Raw genomic sequence first — 19,650 nt, forward strand, 5'->3', positions numbered from 1 at the left:
CATGAACCGAATTCTTGAAAGCCTTGGCTGGACGGGCCGCTACCTCTGGGCGGGCTGGGCCGGGCTATCAGGCATTTTCTGCTTTCTTGCCGCCTGGCAGGGCGGGCATGAAATTTACGGCTCCTTCATCCTGCCATCGCCGGGGGAGACCTTCACGGCAATTGGTCTTCTGGCGATGCGGCCGGATTTCCTGGCCATACTGTCGCAGAGCGCCGTCAGGGCCCTGACCGGCTTTGCCATTGCCGCCGGCATCGGCACGGTGGCGGGCGTGCTGGCCGGTTATTCCTTTGCTGCCATGCGGTTGATGAAACCTGTCGTCACCGTCCTTCTCGGCGTGCCGCCCATCGGCTGGATCGTGCTTGCGCTGATCTGGTTCGGTTCTTCGGGCGGCACGGCCATCATGACCGTGGTGATCGCCTCCGCCCCCGTTTCCTTCGCCGGCGCGCTGGAAGGTGTCGCCAAGCGGGACCGGCAGCTGGAGGTGATGGCGCAGGCTTTCGGCGCTCCATGGTTTTACCGCCTGCGCACCGTCACCATGCCGCACGTCCTCTCCTATCTCTTTCCGGCCTGGACGACGACGGCCGGAAGCGCCTGGAAGGTGACCGTCATGGCCGAGCTTTTGTCGAATTCCGGCGGCATCGGCGGCGAACTGGCCACTGCACGGGCGCTGTTCGATATCGCCCAGGTCAGCGCCTGGCTCACCATCACGGTCGGCCTTGCATTGCTGACCGATTACGGCCTGCTGCATCTGCTGCGCGAAGCGCTGGAACGCTGGCGCGCCGCCGGGCTGCCTTGGGGTGTCAAACGATGAGCGACCATTTTGCCCTCAGTTTCGAACAGGTCGGCCATGCCTTCCTTGGCCGCAGCCTGTTCGAGAATTTCGATTTGAGCATCGCGCCGGGGGAAATCGTGGCCTTGCTAGGCCCCTCCGGCAGCGGCAAGACGACGATCCTGCAGATCGCGGCAGGCATCATCGATCCCGTGCGCGGCCGTGTGCACCGCCTATATCGCCGGCAGGGTCTGGTGTTTCAGGAACCGCGACTGCTGCCGTGGATGACATTGATCGATAATATCGCCTACGGCCTTGCGGCTGCCGGCACGCCGAAACGGGAACGGCGTGAAAGGGCAGGGCATTTTGCGCTGGAAGTCGGTCTGGAAGAGATGGATTTCGGCAAATATCCGGTCGAGCTTTCCGGCGGCATGCGCCAGCGCGCCGGTGTGGCGCGGGCGCTCGCCGTGGAACCGGACATGCTGTTTCTGGACGAGCCCTTCAGCGCCGTCGATGTCGGCCTGCGACGCCATCTGCAGGAGCTTCTGGTGGCCGCCGCCCGCAGGCGTGGTTTCTCCACGCTTCTCGTGACGCATGACCTTCATGAGGCGCTGCTGGTGGCCGACAGGCTGATCGTGCTCTCCGGTGTCGATGGCCGCGTCATCGCCGTGCATACGCCCGCCGGTTCGCCGGGCCGACGCATGGCACGCGCGGTCTTTGACGAGGCGGAATTGCTGGCCGAAAGCCCGGCCTTTGCCGAACTGTTTTCGGCACGGGAGCGGTTGAGATGAGGTCACCACCGATCCTTTCCGAAGCCCTGCGGCTGTTTTTCCCGCTTGCTGCTCTCCATGGCGCGGTCTGGCCATTTCTGTGGATCGTCATCGGCAGCTATGCCCTGCCTTTCGCCAATGCCGTGCCGCCATCGCAATGGCATGCGCATGAAATGATTTTCGGTACCTATGCCATGGCGCTTGCCGGTTTCCTTGGTTCGGCAGTTCCTGAGTGGACAGATACCAAGGTGGCTTCGGGCCGCACGCTTCTTGTTCTCGCCGGCCTCTGGCTGCCGGGTCGCCTGATCGGTTTTGCGGGGGCCGATGCCTGGAGCCTGCCGGCGGGCTTTTTCGATCTGAGCTTTCTACTGGCGCTTTCCACCCTCATCGGCAAGGCGATGCTGGCACGGCGCACGGTGAAACATCTGGCTTTCCTCATCTGGCTTCTTCTGTTCACGGCGGCGGAAGCGGCTGTGCGTTATGCCTGGTGGAGCGGTGATACCGACCTCGCATCCCGCTGTCTGGAGGCGGCGCTGTGCATATTCATCGTGCTGTTTTCACTGTCCGCCGCGCGTATCAATGTCGTCGTCCTTAATCTGGCGCTCGATCCAACCGGGGAGACGACCCCTTATCGGCCGCATCCCGGCCGCCAGCACATGGCGGGCGCCATGGTGACGCTTTATATGGCGGCGAAACTTTTCTTTCCGCAAAGCGACGTCTGCGCCTGGCTGGCGCTTGCGGCCGGGGCTGCGTTTTTCGACCGGCTGGCCGAATGGTTCATCGGCCGCGCGGCCTTCAAGGCCGAGGTTTTGCTGCTCGGCTTCGGCAATGCCTTCGCCGGCGCGGGGTTTCTGGCGCTCGGGGCGACACGGCTCGGGTTTTCCGTCACGCCCGCCGCCGGGTTGCATCTCCTGTCAGTGGGGGCGCTTGGCTGCGCCGTCATGGCTGTCTTCATCATTGCCGGACTAAGGCATACGGGACGCAGTCTGGCGCATCTGCCATGGCAGGCGCATGCCGCGGCCGGGCTGATGGTGATGGCCGGACTGATCCGCGTCCTGCCCGAGTTCGATGTCGCCGCGATCCTGTCGCCCTATCATCACGGCCTCAGCGCAATAGTGTGGGCTTTGAGTTTCGGCGTCTGGCTACAGGGCTTTTTGCCCTTCATGCGTGCGCCGGGCACGGACGAGGCGGGGGCATGCGGATGAGTGGGCTCTTGCGGCGCTGGCGGCAGGGCGCTCACCCTTTCCGCCTCCGATGTTTATTTTTTCGGCAAAAGCCCAATATGAAATCAGTGACTTAGGTGGGCGGTATTGATGAATGTTATTTCTGATAAATAATCAATAAAATCAAGTGGTTGAATATTTCTGTCTTTTAACCGATGATGACTCGAACCGAATAGGAAACGCGAATATGCCTAAAATAGTCGCGCCCCATAATGCCGATGACAAGCCGGGCCGGACGAGGGAACTTGTGACCTTTGCCGTTCTGGCCTTCGGAATCTGGCCCATACTGGCGGTTGGATTTGTCGGGGCTTATGGCTTCATCGTCTGGATGTTCCAGATCATTTACGGCCCGCCGGGGCCTCCCGGTCATTGAGGGCGGAATGATGATGGAAGCCTCTCTCAGCCGGCGCGATTTCCTGCGCGGCGGACAAAAACAAAAACCGCGTATCTGTCCCCCCGGGGTCGTGTTGAGCGACCTCGCCGCCTGCAGCGGTTGCGCAAAATGCGTCGAAACCTGTCCCACCGGCATCATCGCCATGGCAGACGGTTTGCCTTCGGTGGATTTCTCCGCCGGGGAATGCACCTTTTGCGGCAAATGCGCGCAAGTCTGTCCCGAGCCGGTTTTCGCCACCCCTGCGGCGCAGCGCTTCGGTCATGTCATGGCCATTGGTGAGGGCTGTCTCGCTTTCGGCAATATCGATTGTCAGGCGTGCCGCGATGCCTGCCCGACCGAGGCGATCCGGTTTCGTCCGCGCCGCGGCGGCCCCTTCGTGCCTGAACTTTCGCAGGACGCCTGCACGGGCTGCGGCGCCTGCGTGTCCGTTTGTCCCGCCAGTGTGATCGAGATCAAGGATAGAGCCACGGAGATGCAATATGCCTGAAAATACAGGCCGGTATCATGTCTCAAGCGCTGTCGTGGCGGTGATGCCGCAGATGCGGGACGCCGTTTTCGCCGCACTTTCAACGCTCGACAATGTCGAGGTTCATGGCGAGGGCAACGGCAAGATCGTCATCGTCATCGATGGCACGAGCACCGGCATGCTGGGCGATACGCTCACTTATATTTCGACACTCGACGGTGTGATTGCCGCCAACATGGTTTTCGAACACGTCGATACAGAGGAGACGAGCGGCGATGAGCAGCGAACTGACGCGGCGTGATCTATTGAAGGCCCATGCCGCCGGCATTGCGGCGGCAACGGCGGGCATTGCGCTGCCGGCCGCAGCCCAGCCGGTGCCGGGCGGTGTTTCCGCATTGCAGATCAAATGGTCCAAGGCGCCCTGTCGGTTCTGCGGCACGGGCTGCGGCGTCATGGTTGGCGTCAAGGAAGGCAAGGTTGTCGCCACCCATGGCGACATGCAGGCGGAGGTCAATCGTGGCCTCAACTGCATCAAGGGCTATTTCCTGTCCAAGATCATGTATGGCAAGGACCGCCTTGAGACCCCGCTGCTGCGCAAGAAAAACGGTGTTTACGCCAAGGACGGCGAGTTCGAGCCGGTCAGCTGGGACGAGGCCTTCGATGTGATGGCTGAGCAGTGCAAGCGCGTGCTGAAGGAAAAGGGACCGACGGCCGTCGGCATGTTCGGTTCCGGCCAATGGACGATCTTCGAGGGTTATGCCGCCACCAAGCTGATGCGCGCCGGCTTCCGCTCCAACAATCTTGATCCCAATGCCCGCCACTGCATGGCGTCGGCCGCTTACGCCTTCATGCGGACCTTCGGCATGGACGAGCCGATGGGCTGCTACGACGATTTCGAACATGCCGATGCCTTCGTGCTCTGGGGCTCCAACATGGCGGAGATGCACCCCATCCTGTGGACGCGCATCGCCGACCGGCGTCTGGGTTTCGACCATGTGAGGGTGGCGGTGCTTTCGACCTTCACGCATCGCAGCATGGATCTTGCCGATATCCCCATGGTCTTCAAACCGGGCACGGATCTCGTCATCCTCAATTACATTGCCAACCACATCATCAAGACCGGGCGCGTCAACGAAGACTTCGTGAAGAACCACACGAAATTCGTGCGCGGTGTCACCGATATCGGTTATGGCCTGCGGCCCGACAATCCGGTGGAGGTGAATGCCGCCAATTCCGCCGATCCGACCAAGACGGAAGCCATCGATTTCGAGACCTTCAAGGAATTCGTCTCCGAATACACGCTGGAAAAGACCGCCGCCATGACCGGGGTGGAAGCCGGCTTCCTGGAGGAACTGGCCGAGCTTTATGCCGACCCGAAACGCAAGGTCATGTCGCTCTGGACCATGGGTTTCAACCAGCATGTCCGCGGCGTCTGGGCCAACCAGATGGTCTACAACATTCATCTTTTGACCGGAAAGATTTCCGAGCCCGGTAACAGCCCGTTCTCGCTCACCGGCCAACCATCGGCCTGCGGCACGGCGCGCGAAGTGGGAACCTTCGCCCACCGCCTGCCGGCCGACATGACGGTGACCAACCCGGAACACCGCAAACATGCCGAGGAAATCTGGCACATTCCGCATGGCATCATCCCGGAAAAGCCGGGTTACCACGCCGTGCAGCAGGACCGCATGCTGCATGACGGCAAGCTGAATTTCTACTGGGTGCAGGTCAACAACAACGTCCAGGCCGGTCCCAACACCAAGAACGAGACCTATCAGGGCTATCGCAACCCGGAAAACTTCATCGTGGTTTCGGATGCCTATCCGACCATCACTGCCATGAGCGCCGACCTCATCCTGCCCGCCGCCATGTGGGTGGAGAAGGAAGGGGCCTATGGCAATGCCGAGCGGCGCACCCATGTCTGGCACCAACTGGTCGAAGCCTCGGGCGAGGCGCGTTCCGACCTCTGGCAGCTGGTGGAATTCTCCAAGCGTTTCACCACCGACGAGGTATGGCCGGCGGAAATACTCGACGCCAACCCCGCCTATCGCGGCAAGACGCTTTACGAGGTGCTCTACAAGGACAGCGATGTCGGCAAGTTCCCGCTGAGCGAGATCAATGCGGATTACCAGAACCAGGAATCCAAACACTTTGGTTTCTATCTGCAGAAGGGCCTCTTCGAGGAATATGCCGCTTTCGGCCGTGGTCACGGCCATGATCTGGCGCCTTACGATGCCTATCACGAGGTGCGCGGCATGCGCTGGCCTGTGGTGGACGGCAAGGAAACGCTGTGGCGTTACCGCGAGGGTTACGACCCCTACGTCAAACCGGGTGAAGGCGTGAAATTCTACGGCAACAAGGATGGCAAGGCGGTCATCATCGCCGTGCCTTACGAGCCGCCGGCGGAATCCCCCGATGAGGAATTCGACACCTGGCTGGTGACGGGCCGCGTGCTGGAGCATTGGCATTCCGGCTCCATGACCATGCGCGTGCCGGAACTTTACAAGGCTTTTCCCGGGGCGCGCTGTTTCATGAATGCCGCCGATGCGCGCAAGCGCGGGCTCAATCAGGGTGCGGAAATCCGCATCGTTTCGCGCCGTGGCGAAATCCGCTCCCGCGTGGAAACGCGCGGCCGCAACCGCATGCCGCCCGGCGTCATCTTCGTTCCCTGGTTCGACGCCAGCCAGCTGATCAACAAGGTGACGCTCGACGCAACCGATCCCATCTCCAAGCAGACGGATTTCAAGAAATGCGCAGTCAAGATAGAGCCAGTCGCATGATCAGGAAACACGGATGGATCGTCGCCACGCTTCTGGTCGTGGCTCTTGCGACGGGGGCCGTTGCGCAGATGGTACCGGAACTGTCCGGCCCGCGCAGCGATGCCATGAAAACCGAACCCGCCAAACCCCTGCCGAAATGGGTGATCGACGATATCAGGCGCATGCGCGCCTATCCCGAACAGCCGCCGGTCATTCCGCACTCGATCGACGGTTACCAGCTATCGGTCAATACCAACCGCTGTCTGTCCTGTCACAAGCGCGAATTCACGCAGGACTCCGGCGCGCCGATGATCAGCGTCACGCATTATATGACGCGCGAAGGCCAGATGCTGGCGGATGTTTCGCCACGTCGCTATTTCTGCACCGCCTGCCATGTGCCGCAGGCCGATACGCGGCCGCTCGTGCCCAACACCTTTCAGGACATGAGCGAAATGGGTGTCAAACCGGCGGGTAGCGAATGATGATCGCCCGTGTGAAAAAGCTCCTCGCCTGGCTGTGGGTGGTTCTGACGACGCCGGCCGCCACGCTCAGCCTTGCTTTTCTAACCCTCGGCGGCTTCGTTGGCGGGGTGATGTTCTGGGGCGCCTTCAACACCGCGCTCGAAATGACCAACAAGGAGGCCTTCTGCATTTCCTGCCACGAGATGCGGGCAAATGTTTATGAAGAGCTGACGCGGACGGTGCATTTCTCCAACCGTTCCGGCGTGCGCGCCTCCTGCCCGGATTGCCATGTACCGCATGAATGGACGGACAAGATTGCCCGCAAGATGCAGGCTTCCAAGGAGGTCTGGGGCAAGATCTTCGGCACCATCGATACGCGCAAGAAATTTCTCGATCATCGCCTTGAGCTTGCACAACACGAATGGTCGCGCCTCAAAGCCAATGACAGCCTGGAATGCCGCAATTGCCATTCCTCCGCCGCCATGGACTTTACCAAGCAGACGCAGCGTGCTGCCGACATCCATTCCAAATATCTGCTGACGGGCAAGGCCACCTGCATCGATTGCCACAAGGGCATCGCCCATGAATTGCCGAATATGGAAGGCATCGATCCCGGCTGGAAAATGCCGCCGGCGCTCAACGATGAACCGGGACAGACGGCGTCTGCGGTCGATGATCTGCGGCGGGCGATGAGCGATGTGCATCGGAACGTGTTCTAAAATCTTCCGGTGTGGCGTCTAGTCCGCCGGCGGGGCTGAGCCCGGCGGCGGCGATCTTCAGGGTCAATGATTATGGCTTGCCCGTCGCAGTCTGTTTTATGTCGGAACGGAGATGGGTCGATTGAATGCAATGCCGAGCCCCATCGCAACCGGGTGGACATTTTTTTTCGACGGGCGCCGCCACGGAGCGCCTCAGTGTTCGCGGATCGACGCTTAGAAGACGTGCGACTTCCCTAAGCGCGGATCCCTCAACGATCATCTTCCTTGCACGCGAAATCTCAGTGCATGACAGCCGGGGTTTCCTGCCCAGCCTGCTACCCCTCTCTTTTGCTGCCTCCAACCCGGCGCGGGTCCGTTCGCTTATCAGGTTTCGTTCAAATTCCGCCAACGCGGCCATGATGTGGAAAATAAGCCGGCCACCGGGCGAGCAGGTGTCGATATTCTCATTCATCGACCGGAACTCGACCCCTCGTTTTCCCAGAGATTCGACCAGTTCCACAAGTTTCAGTAGCGACCGGCCAAGTCGGTCTAGACGCCAGACGACGATCACATCGCCTTGATTGGCGGATTGAAGAGCTTCTTTCAGGGCCGGCCGGTCAAACACTTTGCCGGATCGTCCGTGGTCGGCGAAGATATGGTCGCAGCCGGCATTCTTGAGCGCGCGTAGCTGCAAGTCCAGGTTTTGCTCTTCTGTCGACACGCGCGCATAGCCGATGACGAGTGGTCTATCGCTGCGGCTCAACATTTTCCGGTTCACGCCAATCTTCTCCCTCTCTTTTGCATGTCGCCGAATCAAGCCGGCGGTGGCGAAAGAGAGGCAGCTACATCGTCATGAAGGTTTTCTGTTATAACGACTTTGCCGCTGCATGACAATAATTGCGCATTTCGTTGCGTCGTGCGCAATTCATCCTAGATGTCTGAGCGCTGCGTGCCAGTCACTCCATGCGCCGGGTCGCCGAATGGGCCGATTCTCCGCCAGTGCCCGTCGAAACTCCTGTAAGGAAATGCCGTAGTGACGTCGGAAGGCTCGACCGAGATCCGCGCCATCCAGAAAGCCCAGATGATGCGAAAGCTGTTTGATGCTGGGAGGTTGTTCGGATTTTTTGACGATCTTCAGACAGGCGTTTAACCGCAGCGACATGATGTAGGCCTTGATCCCGCCCTCGTTCTGAAACGCTCGATAGAGGCATGAGCGGGATATTCCGAACGTGTCGATGATGAGTTGAGCCGACAGATTCCGGTCGGAAAGCCGGCTCTCGATAAATCTTTTAATGCGGGCTTTTTTTGCCAGCTCCAAGGCCTCCGAAGCTTCGTGCAGACTGTCCGGTGTTCCGAGGGAGGCGGCAAGTACCAGTTGGCTTATCGATTTGGCGACACCGTTGGCAGACTCTACGTTCATAAGAGGGAAACTCTGGCGGACAAGCAACAAATAGTCTCTCAGAAGGTCAGCAACCGGAGTGTCCAGAACGCCACTCGTCAAATGTGGCAATCTTTCCGTGCACTCTCCTAGAAGTCGCCTCGGCAAAAAAACCGAAATGGCACTTGCTTCCGACACGACACCCTCACAGGGTTGCAGAACAGAATGTAGGCAGAGAGAACCCGGCCGAGCGTCTATTAGCTGCTTGTCACCCAATACGGTGCTATTCCTGCCGCTCGTCAAAAGAAACAGGTAATAATTTTCTGCGTCGCAATGCATGATCTCGCGCATCGAATAGAAGAAACGTGCACCGGGAAGCTTTTCCTCGGCAAGAACCATGTCGTCAGCGGCCCAACTGGTCATGGAGTACACGCCATTGGACGAGCCGTCTTCATGCGGTTCCAGCCGCACGAAAGGATATATTTCCTCGCGCCAAGCTTCAAAACGATGCGTGACGGCCAGGTCTTGGTTAGAGACGTGATAAGTAGGTACCTGTTTTTTGTTCAAGATCTTTTCCGTCGTCGTGCGATTTGGGGGTAAGTATATTTTATTACTTGGGTAGAAATATTTCCTCTCTATATCCCATTGTCGATCATTCATTTCCGGTTGCTGTGATCCCGGAAAACTATGCATTTCGTCCCGAAAACACGGCGTGAAATCCCATTCGCGCCACCTTCCAAGTAGTGTTTAAAATACAAGCTCACAAATGTTAAGTATTTTTTATTATTTAAAGTATTTATAAGATTATATTTCGAATTTCGCGGGTATATCCTCTCGGTTGCTTTCCGTGTATGTTTGGCCTTGTGAATGTTGAAGGTTGGATATGGAATGAGTGGAAAAAGCGGGGGCATGATTTTACTCGGGAAGGGGTGTGGTTATCCGGAACATTCAGGTTTGGGCTTTTCCAGCAATGGTTGGCACGTCGAGTACCGCCCGCTGTCTGCCGGTCGTAAACGCATCGACATGGACGGTTCCAAAAATATGTTCACCATGCGCTCGGGAGCGGCATTCCAGGCAAATATCTGGCAGTTTCTTTCGGCTTTGGAGATACGGGGAGGCGAGGCGTCTCCTCTTGATCAGAAGTCTGGCGCAGCTTCTCTTCTGGGGCAGGTGATGCTGTCGATGTTTATTGGCTACTGGCTGTGGCAAGCAGGTGTTCGGCCCAATCACACCCCTGCCCCTCGGCAGGTGCGAAGGGCAGTAGAGTGGATTCACGCCAATATCGACCGGGACATCTATCTGGAGGAATTGTCGCGTGTTGCCGGCGTCAGCATCCGTTGCCTGCAAACGGGTTTCAAAAGGCAGTTCGGAATGGGGCCGATTGCCTACATAAGCGGAATACGTCTGAAACATGCACATGAGGATTTGAAATCTGCTGATCCGGACGTCACCGTTGCGGAGATCGCCAAACGCTGGCGATTTTCCCGGTCGGGCGAGTTTTCTGCCAGATACAAGACGATGTTCGGACGATATCCGTCGGAAACACGACGAGAATACCGGCGTGAAGCACGTGGGCAGGAGATTAATCAGCCGAAGGTAGGGCGCGCCGAATGCTGATCCGCCGAGGGGCACTTTGATATCCACGTGAACGCGCCTCAGTCCTTGTGAATATCCGGGCGCTGCGGTCTTCGCTTTTCGATCGTGCGCCGCAGGGATCGCGATGAAATATTGTAACGCTCTGCCACGGTTTTTAGCGCTTCGCCGTCGTGAACGGCTTTCAATGCGGAGTTCAGCTTCTCTCCATGGAGGCATGGTGGCCGGCCTATCGACTTACCGTTTTGCCGCGCAGCGGCGATACCGGCTCTGGTGCGCTCGCTGATAAGGCTTCTTTCGAACTCCGCCAGCGCCGCCATCATGTGGAAAACCAGCCGGCCGCCAGAAGAACCCGTGTCAATGTTTTCGGTCAGCGAATGCAGGTGAATATTATCCTTTGAAAGTTTTTCCATCAAATCTATGAGGCTACCGATCGACCGCCCCAAACGGTCGAGGCGCCAGACGACCAATGTGTCGCCCTCGACCAGGCTGTCGAGAAGTTCATCCAGTCCGGGCCGGCCGAAATCGCTGCCGGATATTCCCTGATCCAGAAAAATTCTCGCACAGTCGGCTCTTTCCAGGGCCTGAATCTGGAGGTCGAGCTTCTGTTCATCCGTTGAAACCCGGGCATAACCTACGCGCAAAACAAAATTCCCTTTTATGGTTGGCGATCAATCGCTTTTTTATTGCTCTGGCCCGATCGTCACGTTTGACAAAAAGGGTCCTTTTCGCCCCGCATTAAAAACCCCTCTTGAAACCAACCGAAAACCCTGATTTTCTCGGGTGAATCACAAAGAAACCAACTTGTGATTCCATTTACTAAAAAGGACCGTTTTTTGCACGATGGCGAGCATGCTCGCCGGGCCGGGCTGCAGGATGGCGTTTTGCCAGAGCCAGGCGTCGTTGCTGAAGGGGGTATTCCTCCCTTTCCTTTAGCGCTTTCAGGGGTTTGCGGATTTATCGCGGGCTTTTTCGCGGCTGGCGAATTCCCCGAAATTCTACTCGTCGTGCTGATGTCTGTCGTCGGATTTTGCTTTGGATGGACCATTCGTGGTGCGGTCAAATGACCGTCCGCTCAGCGCCATTTATGATGGATTTGCCTTCCGCGGCTCTCGGGCTGGTGGTTGCAAACCTTCCCGACATCGCGGATATGTTCGGTCAAAGCGGCGTGGCGTGCGTCCTTGTAAAGCTTGCCGCACGGGTCGAGCGGGCTGCGCGCCTGGCGCCTGGTGTCGTGACGATCCGTGGTGACGGTGTCTATTTTCCAACATCGCCGGATGAGCTCGTGAGGATCATGTGGGAGGTCGACAGGCCGGTCCGCGTTGGTAATGATCGCGCTGTCATGGCGCTCAGATCTCCTTGGGGTGCCAGCGGATGGGCGCCGCCGCGCGGGGCCGCTTTCAGTCACCTCATCTCGGATGATATGGAACTGGCGGCAAATCTTTATGAGGGCATTCGCGCCGGCCGAACATGGTTCGTCATCCAGCCGATCTGCCGTTTTTCGTCTTCTGAGGCGGGCAGCGACATCCTTTATTGGGAGTGCCTGTCCCGTGTTGCGGATATCTCCGGCCGTCCCATTTCGCCTGCCCAATTCATTCCGGCTCTGGAACGGTCCGGCCTCACCCGGCACTTTGACGCACATGTCGTGTCTTCGGCGCTCGATCTTCTCGACAGTGGCGAAACCATATCGCTTGGCTGCAACATCTCGGCCCAGAGTGCTGTTGATGACGAGTGGTGGACGGGTATCATCGCGCGGCTCACCAAAGATCCAGCCCTTGCCTCCCGTCTGGTGATCGAGATCACCGAAACCGCTCCGGTCACCGACCAGGCGGATTACATCCGCTTCGTTGAGCGGATGCGTGGGCTCGGCTGCCGCATCGCGCTCGATGATTTCGGAGCGGGATATCACTCCATTGATCTCGCCAGACGCTGCCCGCCGGATATCATCAAGATCGATGCCACGTTCCTGCCCCGTGCGGGCGGCAAGGCCGCGTCGCTGCAGCTATTCCAGCGCATGGTCTCGCTCGCCGGCGCCCTCGCTGGCCTGGTGGTCGTCGAGGGGATCGAGGATGAGGCCGAGCGGTTGATCGCCGCGCAGTCCGGGGTTCTCTGGATGCAGGGTTATCATCTTGCCAAACCTTTGCCTTCCGCCAATGTCCTTCGGGGCGCAGACCCTCCCGCGCCTCCTCTATAACCCTTTTTCGTCCCCCTCCCGGTCGAAGGCGCTGGCAGTCGCTTTCGACCGAGGCCCGGATACCGCCGCTGTCTACCCCGGCGCGGCGGTATCCGGAGCCAACGCGATGCGCCCGCGCCTCCGGCGCATCGCGTCCTTTCTCAGCGTCTGTAACCAGTAGATGTAATGGCCGCGTATTGGCCGATGCCCAATAACGCTAGGCCAGATTTTGATCTGGAAACAGGTGAATTATGAAGATAAATCTGCAATATTCAGCCGCGACCTTCGGTCGAGCGATAAGGACAGCGAGCAGGGCGCAGCGACGCCGGCTGATGGCCTTATGGCGACGGATTTATCTCGTCCTCGGAATAAAAAGGCATCGTAGTGCAGGCTTTCCCGGCCCGGCGGGAGAGGAGGCGGTCAATGGTCTGGATGGTTTCCGCAGGCTGATCGATGAGCTTTTCGTACTACCCCCGTTGCCGGTGGTTGATTTCCTTTCCATTTCCTCGCGCCATTTGCGCACGACATGGAAATATATCGTGGTTGTATCGGCGTTTGGTCTCCCACTCGTTCCCTCCGCCCTCTACGCTCAATCGGTGCCGACAATTGCCGATACAATTGCGGGATATATTCAACGCGGAGTCTGTGCATGCTATAGCAATGACGGCTCCTATATTTTTCTGACAAACGCTGACCGAAAAGTAAGCTATCCAAATGGTGTTTCAGATACCAACCAGCCCGACGCCGTCATATTTTCGCAATACTTCGATACGGGGGCGGCGCGTAACCTTTTCACGGCCTATCTTAACCCGCGCTGGGCGTCCACGCCTGAACTTGACGGCTTAACGACCGTCATCATCGGTGACCCCACGTTTGATGGGTCCAATCTCGCCAATACCAATCTTTATGGCGGCGTTGTCTCCATCGGTAACAATAATAGTTTCGGCGGCAAAATCTCGCGTATCAACACGCTGAGCAATGTGCTCGGAATGATGGGTGCGGCGGTCAACGCCAATAACGGTGTCGGCATCGGCGCGGGATCGACGGTCGCCGCAGGGGCGACCGACGGCGTCGGAATCGGTACCGCATCGAAGGTCGCTGAGGGCGCGACCAACGGTCTCGCCATGATGGGCGGGGTTGCCACGGGCGCCGACACAATCGCCATCGGTGCGGCAGCCAACACCGCAACGACGTCCGATGTCGCAATCGGCGCCGGGGCGACAGCGGCTGGTGTCGAGGCAACGGCGCCCGGAACGATTTCTGGCGCGGCGGTTTCAATCGGTGCGGGCAATGTCGCCCAAGGTGCCGGAGCGGTTGCCGTTGGCGATCCAAGCGTGGCTGTCGGCACTGGTTCGGTAGCTGTCGGTTTCAATGCCATTGCAACCTCGACAGGAGCTACATCCGGCGCCGCGTCGAGCGGCACCGTAGCGATCGGTAACGCGGCCACCGCTGCCGGTCAGGGTGCGGTGTCGCTCGGCAACCTGACGGCAGCGGCCGGTCAGGGTTCAGTTGCGATCGGTAACGCCACCGCCGCACGCACGGCGGGCGCAATCGCCCTTGGGGATTTGGCGAGCGTCGGCGACTTGGCCAACGAGGGTGTGGCGATCGGCGCAGGAGCTAGCGCCACAGTTTCTAATTCGGTGGCTTTGGGTGCGTTATCGGTCACGCGAGACGCCACCGCCGCAAGTTCGGTCACCATCGGCGGCGTCGTCGGTGCGGACGGCACCATCACCGGAGGCACATTGTTTGGCGGTTTCGGCGACAATATGCCGGTGGGTGTGGTTTCGGTCGGCGGCGTTGGAGCAGAGCGCCAGATCCAGAATGTCGCGTCCGGCCAGGTGACTGCAACCTCAACGGACGCTGTCAACGGGCGACAGCTTTATAGCGTCACCTCGACCACGCTCAGTACCGTTTCAGACCTTTCGACCGCGACGTCGCTCGGCATAGCATCGCTTTCAACATCGACCGTCGCCGGCCTGTCGACGCTGACGTCTGGCATCGCCTCCCTTTCGACCACGACCTCAAGCGGTCTCTCAACACTTTCGACAGCAACCTCGGCCGGTCTGTCGACTGTCACTTCAGGCGTTGCGAGTCTCTCGACGTTGACTTCGGCGGGGCTGAGCACAACGAATAGCAACGTCGCTGCGCTTTCGGCATCCGCTTCCACCGGCCTTTCGACCGCCGCTTCAAACATCGGCAGCCTCTCGACCTCAACTTCGACGGGCTTTTCGACGCTTTCGACATCGGCGTCGACCGGTCTTTCGACGGTGGCGTCAAGCTTGAGCGGTCTCTCGACTTCGACGTCGACGGGCATCCACTCGCTCTCGACGGGTTTGAGCACCACGAACGACGCCGTCGCATCGCTTGTCGCCTCAACCTCGACCAGTTTTTCGACGGTCACATCCGATGTCTTGGATCTGTCGACCTCAACCTCAACCGGGATCGCCTCGCTCTCCACCGGTTTGAGCACCACCACTGAGAGTATTGTCTCGCTCTCGACCTCGACCTCGACGGGCCTGTCAACCGTCACGTCCAGCGTCGGCAGCCTTTCGACATTGACCTCGACGGGCATGACGTCGCTGTCGACCGGTCTGAGCGAAACGAACGACGCTGTATCTTCCCTTTCCACTTCCGCCTCGACCGGAGCGGAATCCTTATCGACTGGTCTGCGCATCACCAATGAAACGATGGCCTCGCTTTCGACCTCGACCTCGACCGGGTTTGTGTCGCTTTCGACTGGTCTCAGCACTACGAACCAGAACGTCATTGATCTTTCGACGTCCACATCGTCCAGTTTTTCGACTGTCACATCGAGTATCGGCAGCCTCTCGACGTCGACGTCGACGGGGATAGTTTCGCTCTCGACGGCCATTACCGCGACGAATGACACGCTCACGTCGCTCTCCACATCCAACTCGACCGGAATGGCGTCGCTTTCCACCGCTTTGAGCGCGACGGACGAAAACGTCGCCACTCTTTCAGCCTCGACATCGAGCGGTCTTTCGACCGTTGCCTCCAGTGTCGGCAGCCTTTCTACCTCGGCGTCGACGGGTATGGCGTCGTTGTCGACGGGTTTGAGCACGACGAATGGGAATGTCGCTTCCCTGTCGACCGCGACATCGGCCAGCCTTTCGACCGTTGCCTCGAGCGTCGGCAGCCTCTCAACCTCGACCTCTACCGGGATGGCGTCGCTATCGAGCGGCCTGAGCACAACGAGCGAGACTGTCGCCTTACTTTCGACGTCCACCTCTACCGGCCTTTCGACCCTCACATCCAGCGTCGACAGCCTTTCGACCTCCACCTCGACGGGGATGGCGTCGCTGTCGACCTCGACCTCAACCGCTCTTTCCACGGTTGCTTCGAGTGTCGGCAGTCTCTCGGCGTCAACCTCCACGGGCATCGCTTCGCTTTCGACGGGGCTCAGCACCACGAATTCGAACGTAGCTTCCCTTTCGACTTCTATGTCAACGGGCCTATCGACGGTGACGTCCAGCGTCGCCAGCCTCTCGACATCCACTTCAACCGGTCTTTCGACGGTGGCTTCCAACGTCGACAGCCTCTCGACCTCGACCTCGACGGGCATGGCGTCACTCTCGACAACCCTGTCGGCCGGTCTTTCGACCGCCACCGCGGGGGTCAGCAGCCTCTCGACGGGAATGTCGTCGCTCTCGACCTCTACCTCGACCGGAATGGCTTCGCTCTCTACGGGCCTGAGTACAACGAACGAAAATGTCGCCTCGCTGTCGACGTCAACCTCGACCGGCCTTTCGACAGTTGCTTCCAGCGTCGGCAGTCTTTCAACCTCGACCTCGACGGGGATCGCTTCATTATCGACTGGCTTGAGCGAGACGAACCAGTCGGTGGCTTCCCTGTCCACATCCACTTCGACCGGGCTTTCGAATGTCGCATCGAGCGTCGCAAGTCTTTCGACCTCTACGTCGACCGGCATCGATTCGCTTTCAACGGGGCTGAGCACGACAAACGTTGTGGTCGCCTCGCTGGAGACCGGGATAGAGACCGGCACGATAGGCGCGGTCCGCTACGGCAGCGGTACCGCCCGTTCGGGATCCGCGTCCACGACGGGCAACGATCTTTATCTGATGCCTGGGTCGGGCTCCGGCCCAGTGGTGCTGCATAATGTCGGGAATGGCAGTCTGGCGGCGGGATCGACCGATGCGGTCAATGGCGGCCAGGTCAACAAGCTGGGCGGCAGTCTGGCGGCGGCGCTCGGTGGCGGCTCCAGCTTCAATGCGACGACGGGATCGGTCACCGCGCCGAGCTACACCGTCGGCGGCACGAGCTATAACAGCGTCGGCGGCGCGGTCGCGGCGCTGGATAGCCGGGTATCGTCCTTCGAGACCAACTTCAGCGCCATCCGCTCCGAGATCATCCAGAACCGGAAAGTAGCCTCCGCCGGTATCGCCGGGGCGATCGCTTCCAGCCAGATCCGCTACGGCGACAAGCCCGGGGGCCAGAGCCTCGGCATCGGTTTCGGCTATTACGACGGCCAGCCCGCGCTTGCCGGCGGCTACGCCGTCACCTCGGCGGATGCGGCCTGGCGCGGCAATGCAAGCGTTAGTTATTCGCCGGGAGTGGACAAGATCGGTGTCGGCGCCGGGGTTTCTTACAGCTGGTAATCCGCGGCGGCGAGACAGCGCCAGGGGTCTCGCCGCCCTCTTCTACTCAAAGCGAACGCCGAACGTATCTCTCGGCCTATTTAAGGACATGTCCCAAGCACACGCCGCGATGCCGCAAGGGAGGACGAGAATCATGACCATAGCTTCAATCAGACGGAACAGGACGATGAAACAGGCATATTCATCCGCCTTTTTCCATTCCATCATCGGGTCGGCTTTCGTCCTCGCCCTATCTGTCATGGGTGGCGATGCTTTTGCGCAAAGCCCGATCGCGACACCAGCCATAGATGAATCACTTTTCAAGGAGGGCGCGGTCGAACAGCGGGAGACGACGTTCGACGCCTGGCATCTGCGCTGCCAGGAGATCGTGAAGATGAGACGGCGCTTCTGCAACCTGTTGTCGGATGTGACGGACAGTGACGGCAAGCGTCGGGGTTCACTCCTGCTGGCCACCGACGACCTGGGTAATCCCGCTGTTCTTATCGCGATTACCGCCCCGGTCAGGCTCGACAGACCCTTGACCGTAAAGTCGGGCTATTCATTGCCGCAGAAAGGCAGGCCGCCAAAGGTGCGATACGAAAAAAGCCTTTACGTCATGGATTGCGATACCAGCTGCAAGTTTCTGTTCGCCGCCGATTCAAAGCTGATCTCCGCTCTGAACGAAGGCGCGGATGTGACTGTGAGCGGCTACGTTGCCCGGCCGCTCGAGGAGTTCTGGCTCCTGCCGATGCAGAAAACCGATACCTTCGTACTGACGATCCGGGGCAAAGGTTTTGCCGATGCCCTGAAGGCCAGCACGGAGATCTGGTGAAGGAACGCGTTTTCCGCGCCCTTGAAGATTTCAAACGCAAAGACCGAAAGGATCGAAACCATGTCGAGCATCATCCGACAAAACATACTTCTCCTCATCCTGACCATTCTGACGCTCGACATGCTGATCGTTTCCGCGCTGGGCGTGTTTGGCATTGCCAGCGCGTCTGCAACCGATTCCCGTTATGACATCATTGATTGCGCTGACGGTTCCGGAGCCGTGCATAAATGCATTCGCGTCGATGCCAAGGCGGGCGAGATAAATAACGCCGCCACAGGCGCTTCCTATCGCGTCATCTATGGACACTGAGCCATCCGCCGGTGAGGGCGCGGCATCAGCGACCCCACCGGCCATCAATTGATCAAGGGCCTGACATGCGTGTGGGAATCTCAATTAGAACGGGCAGGGAGGAGAATGTCTGGAATGGCGGGCTCATCCAGAATATTTATCATCTCGCAACTGCGCTGACCAACATACCTTTTGTCGCTGAAGTCGTGCTGATCAACTGCGGCACTCATGACGCCCATCCCGCCGGGGTTGTGGAGGCGAATGAACGCCTTTCGCTGGTGAACCTGAACGACGCCGCCGAGTTTCTGGATGTCGCCATCGAGATGGGCGGCTGCTTTGATGCTCAATGGGTCGCCCGGCTCAGGGCAAGGGGCGGCAAGCTCGTTCATTTCGTCCGGGACCAGCCTTACAAGACACTGGTGGACAGCTCGATCTTTAAATGTGACGGCTATGCCGGTGAAGCGAAGCTTTACGACGAGATATGGTTCCTACCGAAGGACCGGCTGTTCTTGAAGATGCTGGAGGCGATCCACCGTTGCCCCGCGCATGAGACGCCCTATCTCTGGTCGCCATGTTTTCTGGAACATTCGAGCAGGAATTTACCTGCGGGTTCCAAGCCCTTCGGTTATGTGCCAAGCGCGCTCGATTGTGGACCTATCCGCGCCGCGATCTTTGAGCCCAATCTGTCACCAACGCGGATGGGATTGATCCCGGCGCTGATATGCGAGGAGATGGAGCGTCTGTTCCCGCGCTCCATATCGAGTCTCGATTTTCTGAACGGCGATCACATGGCCTCGCAGGCGAGCTTTGTGTTCTTCATGAAAAACCTGTCGCTTCACGCTTCCGGCAAGATCACCATTCACGCAAGAGACTATTTTGCCCATGTGATGGCGCGGGGCAGCAATGTTGTGGTCAGCCACCAGATCGATTGCGAGCAAAATTATATTTATCTCGACGCTCTTTATGGCGGTTATCCGCTCATCCATAATTCCCCATTTTTTGAAACACTTGGCTACTATTACCCCGGTTCGGATATCTCGGCGGGCGTCCGCGCCCTTGCTGATGCGGCGCGCCATCATGACCGCCACCTTAAATCCTATATCCGCCGCAGCCGTGAACGGCTGGGTGACTATTCGCCGGACGCGCGCACCAATCTCGACATTATTGCGAGACGCCTGATCGGCCTGATGTGCTCTGCCCGGAGGGGCGCATGATGGTGCCGGGAGCAGG

The 19,650-nt window shown here is 59.1% G+C and carries 21 protein-coding genes and 1 pseudogene; 17 read left to right on the forward strand and 5 right to left on the reverse strand.

The features are described from left to right. The first annotated feature begins 1 nt into the window (after position 1). The 9 genes from AC5YUO_RS23155 to AC5YUO_RS23195 all read left to right on the forward strand — a co-directional run bounded on the left by AC5YUO_RS23155 (position 2) and on the right by AC5YUO_RS23195 (position 7,561). Entirely contained in the window at positions 2-811 is an 810-nt protein-coding gene (locus AC5YUO_RS23155) for an ABC transporter permease (RefSeq protein WP_496155395.1), read from the forward strand. Further along, the gene (locus tag AC5YUO_RS23160) at positions 808-1,560 is read left to right on the forward strand and encodes an ATP-binding cassette domain-containing protein (protein WP_496155396.1); all 753 of its coding nucleotides are present in this window, start codon (positions 808-810) and stop codon (positions 1,558-1,560) included. The genes AC5YUO_RS23155 and AC5YUO_RS23160 overlap by 4 nt, the downstream gene beginning before the upstream one ends. Beyond that, on the forward strand, positions 1,557-2,744 hold the full coding sequence (locus AC5YUO_RS23165) for an NnrS family protein (protein ID WP_496155397.1): 1,188 nt from the start codon (positions 1,557-1,559) through the stop codon (positions 2,742-2,744). The genes AC5YUO_RS23160 and AC5YUO_RS23165 overlap by 4 nt, the downstream gene beginning before the upstream one ends. A 205-nt stretch (positions 2,745-2,949) precedes the next feature. Next, a complete protein-coding gene (gene napE, locus AC5YUO_RS23170) occupies positions 2,950-3,135 on the forward strand; it encodes a periplasmic nitrate reductase, NapE protein (RefSeq protein WP_496155398.1) in 186 nt (61 codons plus the stop codon). A gap of 7 nt (positions 3,136-3,142) precedes the next feature. Continuing rightward, positions 3,143-3,643: a ferredoxin-type protein NapF gene (locus tag AC5YUO_RS23175; protein WP_496155399.1), complete on the forward strand. Its 501-nt coding sequence runs from the start codon at positions 3,143-3,145 to the stop codon at positions 3,641-3,643. After that, on the forward strand, positions 3,636-3,923 hold the full coding sequence (locus AC5YUO_RS23180) for a chaperone NapD (RefSeq protein WP_065117759.1): 288 nt from the start codon (positions 3,636-3,638) through the stop codon (positions 3,921-3,923). Before AC5YUO_RS23175 ends, AC5YUO_RS23180 begins: the two co-directional genes overlap by 8 nt. Then, positions 3,898-6,402 (forward strand): periplasmic nitrate reductase subunit alpha, encoded by a 2,505-nt coding sequence (gene napA / locus AC5YUO_RS23185; protein ID WP_496155400.1) that lies wholly within the window; start codon positions 3,898-3,900, stop codon positions 6,400-6,402. Before AC5YUO_RS23180 ends, napA begins: the two co-directional genes overlap by 26 nt. Continuing rightward, the gene (locus AC5YUO_RS23190) at positions 6,372-6,863 is read left to right on the forward strand and encodes a nitrate reductase cytochrome c-type subunit (RefSeq protein WP_496155401.1); all 492 of its coding nucleotides are present in this window, start codon (positions 6,372-6,374) and stop codon (positions 6,861-6,863) included. The genes napA and AC5YUO_RS23190 overlap by 31 nt, the downstream gene beginning before the upstream one ends. 2 nt (positions 6,864-6,865) lie before the next feature. Then, a complete protein-coding gene (locus tag AC5YUO_RS23195; protein WP_269702659.1) occupies positions 6,866-7,561 on the forward strand; it encodes a NapC/NirT family cytochrome c in 696 nt (231 codons plus the stop codon). A 70-nt stretch (positions 7,562-7,631) separates the two neighbouring features. On the opposite strand, the gene AC5YUO_RS23200 is transcribed toward AC5YUO_RS23195, so the two are convergent. Together AC5YUO_RS23200 and AC5YUO_RS23205 are read right to left on the reverse strand one after the other, a co-directional pair. Beyond that, the gene (locus AC5YUO_RS23200) at positions 7,632-8,318 is read right to left on the reverse strand and encodes a recombinase family protein (RefSeq protein ID WP_496155402.1); all 687 of its coding nucleotides are present in this window, start codon (positions 8,316-8,318) and stop codon (positions 7,632-7,634) included. Between the two features lie 147 nt (positions 8,319-8,465). Beyond that, entirely contained in the window at positions 8,466-9,485 is a 1,020-nt protein-coding gene (locus AC5YUO_RS23205) for a helix-turn-helix domain-containing protein (RefSeq protein WP_496155403.1), read from the reverse strand. Positions 9,486-9,806: 321 nt separating this feature from the next. On the opposite strand from AC5YUO_RS23205, the gene AC5YUO_RS23210 reads away from it, so the two are divergent. After that, on the forward strand, positions 9,807-10,535 hold the full coding sequence (locus tag AC5YUO_RS23210) for an AraC family transcriptional regulator (protein ID WP_496155404.1): 729 nt from the start codon (positions 9,807-9,809) through the stop codon (positions 10,533-10,535). 38 nt (positions 10,536-10,573) lie between these two features. Here the strand turns inward: AC5YUO_RS23210 and AC5YUO_RS23215 are convergent, their stop codons facing one another. Continuing rightward, the gene (locus tag AC5YUO_RS23215; protein WP_496155406.1) at positions 10,574-11,155 is read right to left on the reverse strand and encodes a recombinase family protein; all 582 of its coding nucleotides are present in this window, start codon (positions 11,153-11,155) and stop codon (positions 10,574-10,576) included. A gap of 162 nt (positions 11,156-11,317) precedes the next feature. Here AC5YUO_RS23215 and AC5YUO_RS23220 point away from each other — a divergent pair, with 162 nt between their 5' ends. Both AC5YUO_RS23220 and AC5YUO_RS23225 read left to right on the forward strand, forming a co-directional pair. Continuing rightward, positions 11,318-11,578, forward strand: a complete 261-nt coding sequence (locus tag AC5YUO_RS23220) for a hypothetical protein (RefSeq protein WP_496155407.1) — start codon at positions 11,318-11,320, stop codon at positions 11,576-11,578. Positions 11,579-11,598: 20 nt separating this feature from the next. Continuing rightward, positions 11,599-12,705, forward strand: coding sequence for an EAL domain-containing protein (locus AC5YUO_RS23225; protein WP_496155408.1), 1,107 nt, complete (start codon positions 11,599-11,601; stop codon positions 12,703-12,705). Between the two features lie 883 nt (positions 12,706-13,588). Here AC5YUO_RS23225 and AC5YUO_RS23230 read toward each other — a convergent pair. Next, positions 13,589-14,062, reverse strand: coding sequence for a hypothetical protein (locus AC5YUO_RS23230; RefSeq protein WP_496156566.1), 474 nt, complete (start codon positions 14,060-14,062; stop codon positions 13,589-13,591). A gap of 388 nt (positions 14,063-14,450) precedes the next feature. On the opposite strand from AC5YUO_RS23230, the pseudogene AC5YUO_RS23235 reads away from it, so the two are divergent. Next, positions 14,451-14,561, forward strand: a pseudogene (locus AC5YUO_RS23235) (hypothetical protein); the annotation flags it as partial. A gap of 2 nt (positions 14,562-14,563) precedes the next feature. On the opposite strand, the gene AC5YUO_RS23240 reads toward AC5YUO_RS23235, so the two are convergent. Beyond that, a complete protein-coding gene (locus tag AC5YUO_RS23240) occupies positions 14,564-16,633 on the reverse strand; it encodes a hypothetical protein (RefSeq protein WP_496156567.1) in 2,070 nt (689 codons plus the stop codon). A gap of 37 nt (positions 16,634-16,670) precedes the next feature. Between AC5YUO_RS23240 and AC5YUO_RS23245 the strand changes: the two genes are divergently transcribed. The 4 genes from AC5YUO_RS23245 to AC5YUO_RS23260 all read left to right on the forward strand — a co-directional run bounded on the left by AC5YUO_RS23245 (position 16,671) and on the right by AC5YUO_RS23260 (position 19,634). Further along, a complete protein-coding gene (locus AC5YUO_RS23245; protein WP_496156551.1) occupies positions 16,671-17,321 on the forward strand; it encodes a YadA-like family protein in 651 nt (216 codons plus the stop codon). Positions 17,322-17,487: 166 nt separating this feature from the next. Beyond that, a complete protein-coding gene (locus tag AC5YUO_RS23250) occupies positions 17,488-18,132 on the forward strand; it encodes an invasion associated locus B family protein (RefSeq protein WP_496155409.1) in 645 nt (214 codons plus the stop codon). 60 nt (positions 18,133-18,192) lie between these two features. Further along, positions 18,193-18,441, forward strand: a complete 249-nt coding sequence (locus AC5YUO_RS23255; RefSeq protein WP_496155410.1) for a hypothetical protein — start codon at positions 18,193-18,195, stop codon at positions 18,439-18,441. 65 nt (positions 18,442-18,506) lie between these two features. Beyond that, positions 18,507-19,634: a DUF2827 family protein gene (locus tag AC5YUO_RS23260; RefSeq protein ID WP_496155411.1), complete on the forward strand. Its 1,128-nt coding sequence runs from the start codon at positions 18,507-18,509 to the stop codon at positions 19,632-19,634. Positions 19,635-19,650 lie beyond the last annotated feature (16 nt).

The sequence above is a fragment of the Agrobacterium sp. LEGMi-208b genome (assembly GCF_059511785.1).

Bases quoted from the DNA above. Each gene is read 5' to 3' on its own strand.
- AC5YUO_RS23160 (WP_496155396.1), top strand. From the start codon at position 808: ATGAGCGACCATTTTGCCCTCAGTTTCGAACAGGTCGGCCATGCCTTC.
- AC5YUO_RS23175 (WP_496155399.1), top strand. From the start codon at position 3,143: ATGATGATGGAAGCCTCTCTCAGCCGGCGCGATTTCCTGCGCGGCGGA.
- AC5YUO_RS23155 (WP_496155395.1), top strand. From the start codon at position 2: ATGAACCGAATTCTTGAAAGCCTTGGCTGGACGGGCCGCTACCTCTGG.
- AC5YUO_RS23180 (WP_065117759.1), top strand. From the start codon at position 3,636: ATGCCTGAAAATACAGGCCGGTATCATGTCTCAAGCGCTGTCGTGGCG.
- AC5YUO_RS23255 (WP_496155410.1), top strand. From the start codon at position 18,193: ATGTCGAGCATCATCCGACAAAACATACTTCTCCTCATCCTGACCATT.
- AC5YUO_RS23210 (WP_496155404.1), top strand. From the start codon at position 9,807: ATGAGTGGAAAAAGCGGGGGCATGATTTTACTCGGGAAGGGGTGTGGT.
- napE (WP_496155398.1), top strand. From the start codon at position 2,950: ATGCCTAAAATAGTCGCGCCCCATAATGCCGATGACAAGCCGGGCCGG.
- AC5YUO_RS23260 (WP_496155411.1), top strand. From the start codon at position 18,507: ATGCGTGTGGGAATCTCAATTAGAACGGGCAGGGAGGAGAATGTCTGG.
- AC5YUO_RS23165 (WP_496155397.1), top strand. From the start codon at position 1,557: ATGAGGTCACCACCGATCCTTTCCGAAGCCCTGCGGCTGTTTTTCCCG.
- AC5YUO_RS23190 (WP_496155401.1), top strand. From the start codon at position 6,372: ATGCGCAGTCAAGATAGAGCCAGTCGCATGATCAGGAAACACGGATGG.
- AC5YUO_RS23230 (WP_496156566.1), bottom strand. From the start codon at position 14,062: ATGGCATTGAAACCGACAGCTACCGAACCAGTGCCGACAGCCACGCTT.
- AC5YUO_RS23250 (WP_496155409.1), top strand. From the start codon at position 17,488: ATGAAACAGGCATATTCATCCGCCTTTTTCCATTCCATCATCGGGTCG.
- AC5YUO_RS23240 (WP_496156567.1), bottom strand. From the start codon at position 16,633: ATGCCGGTCGACGTAGAGGTCGAAAGACTTGCGACGCTCGATGCGACA.
- AC5YUO_RS23225 (WP_496155408.1), top strand. From the start codon at position 11,599: ATGATGGATTTGCCTTCCGCGGCTCTCGGGCTGGTGGTTGCAAACCTT.
- napA (WP_496155400.1), top strand. From the start codon at position 3,898: ATGAGCAGCGAACTGACGCGGCGTGATCTATTGAAGGCCCATGCCGCC.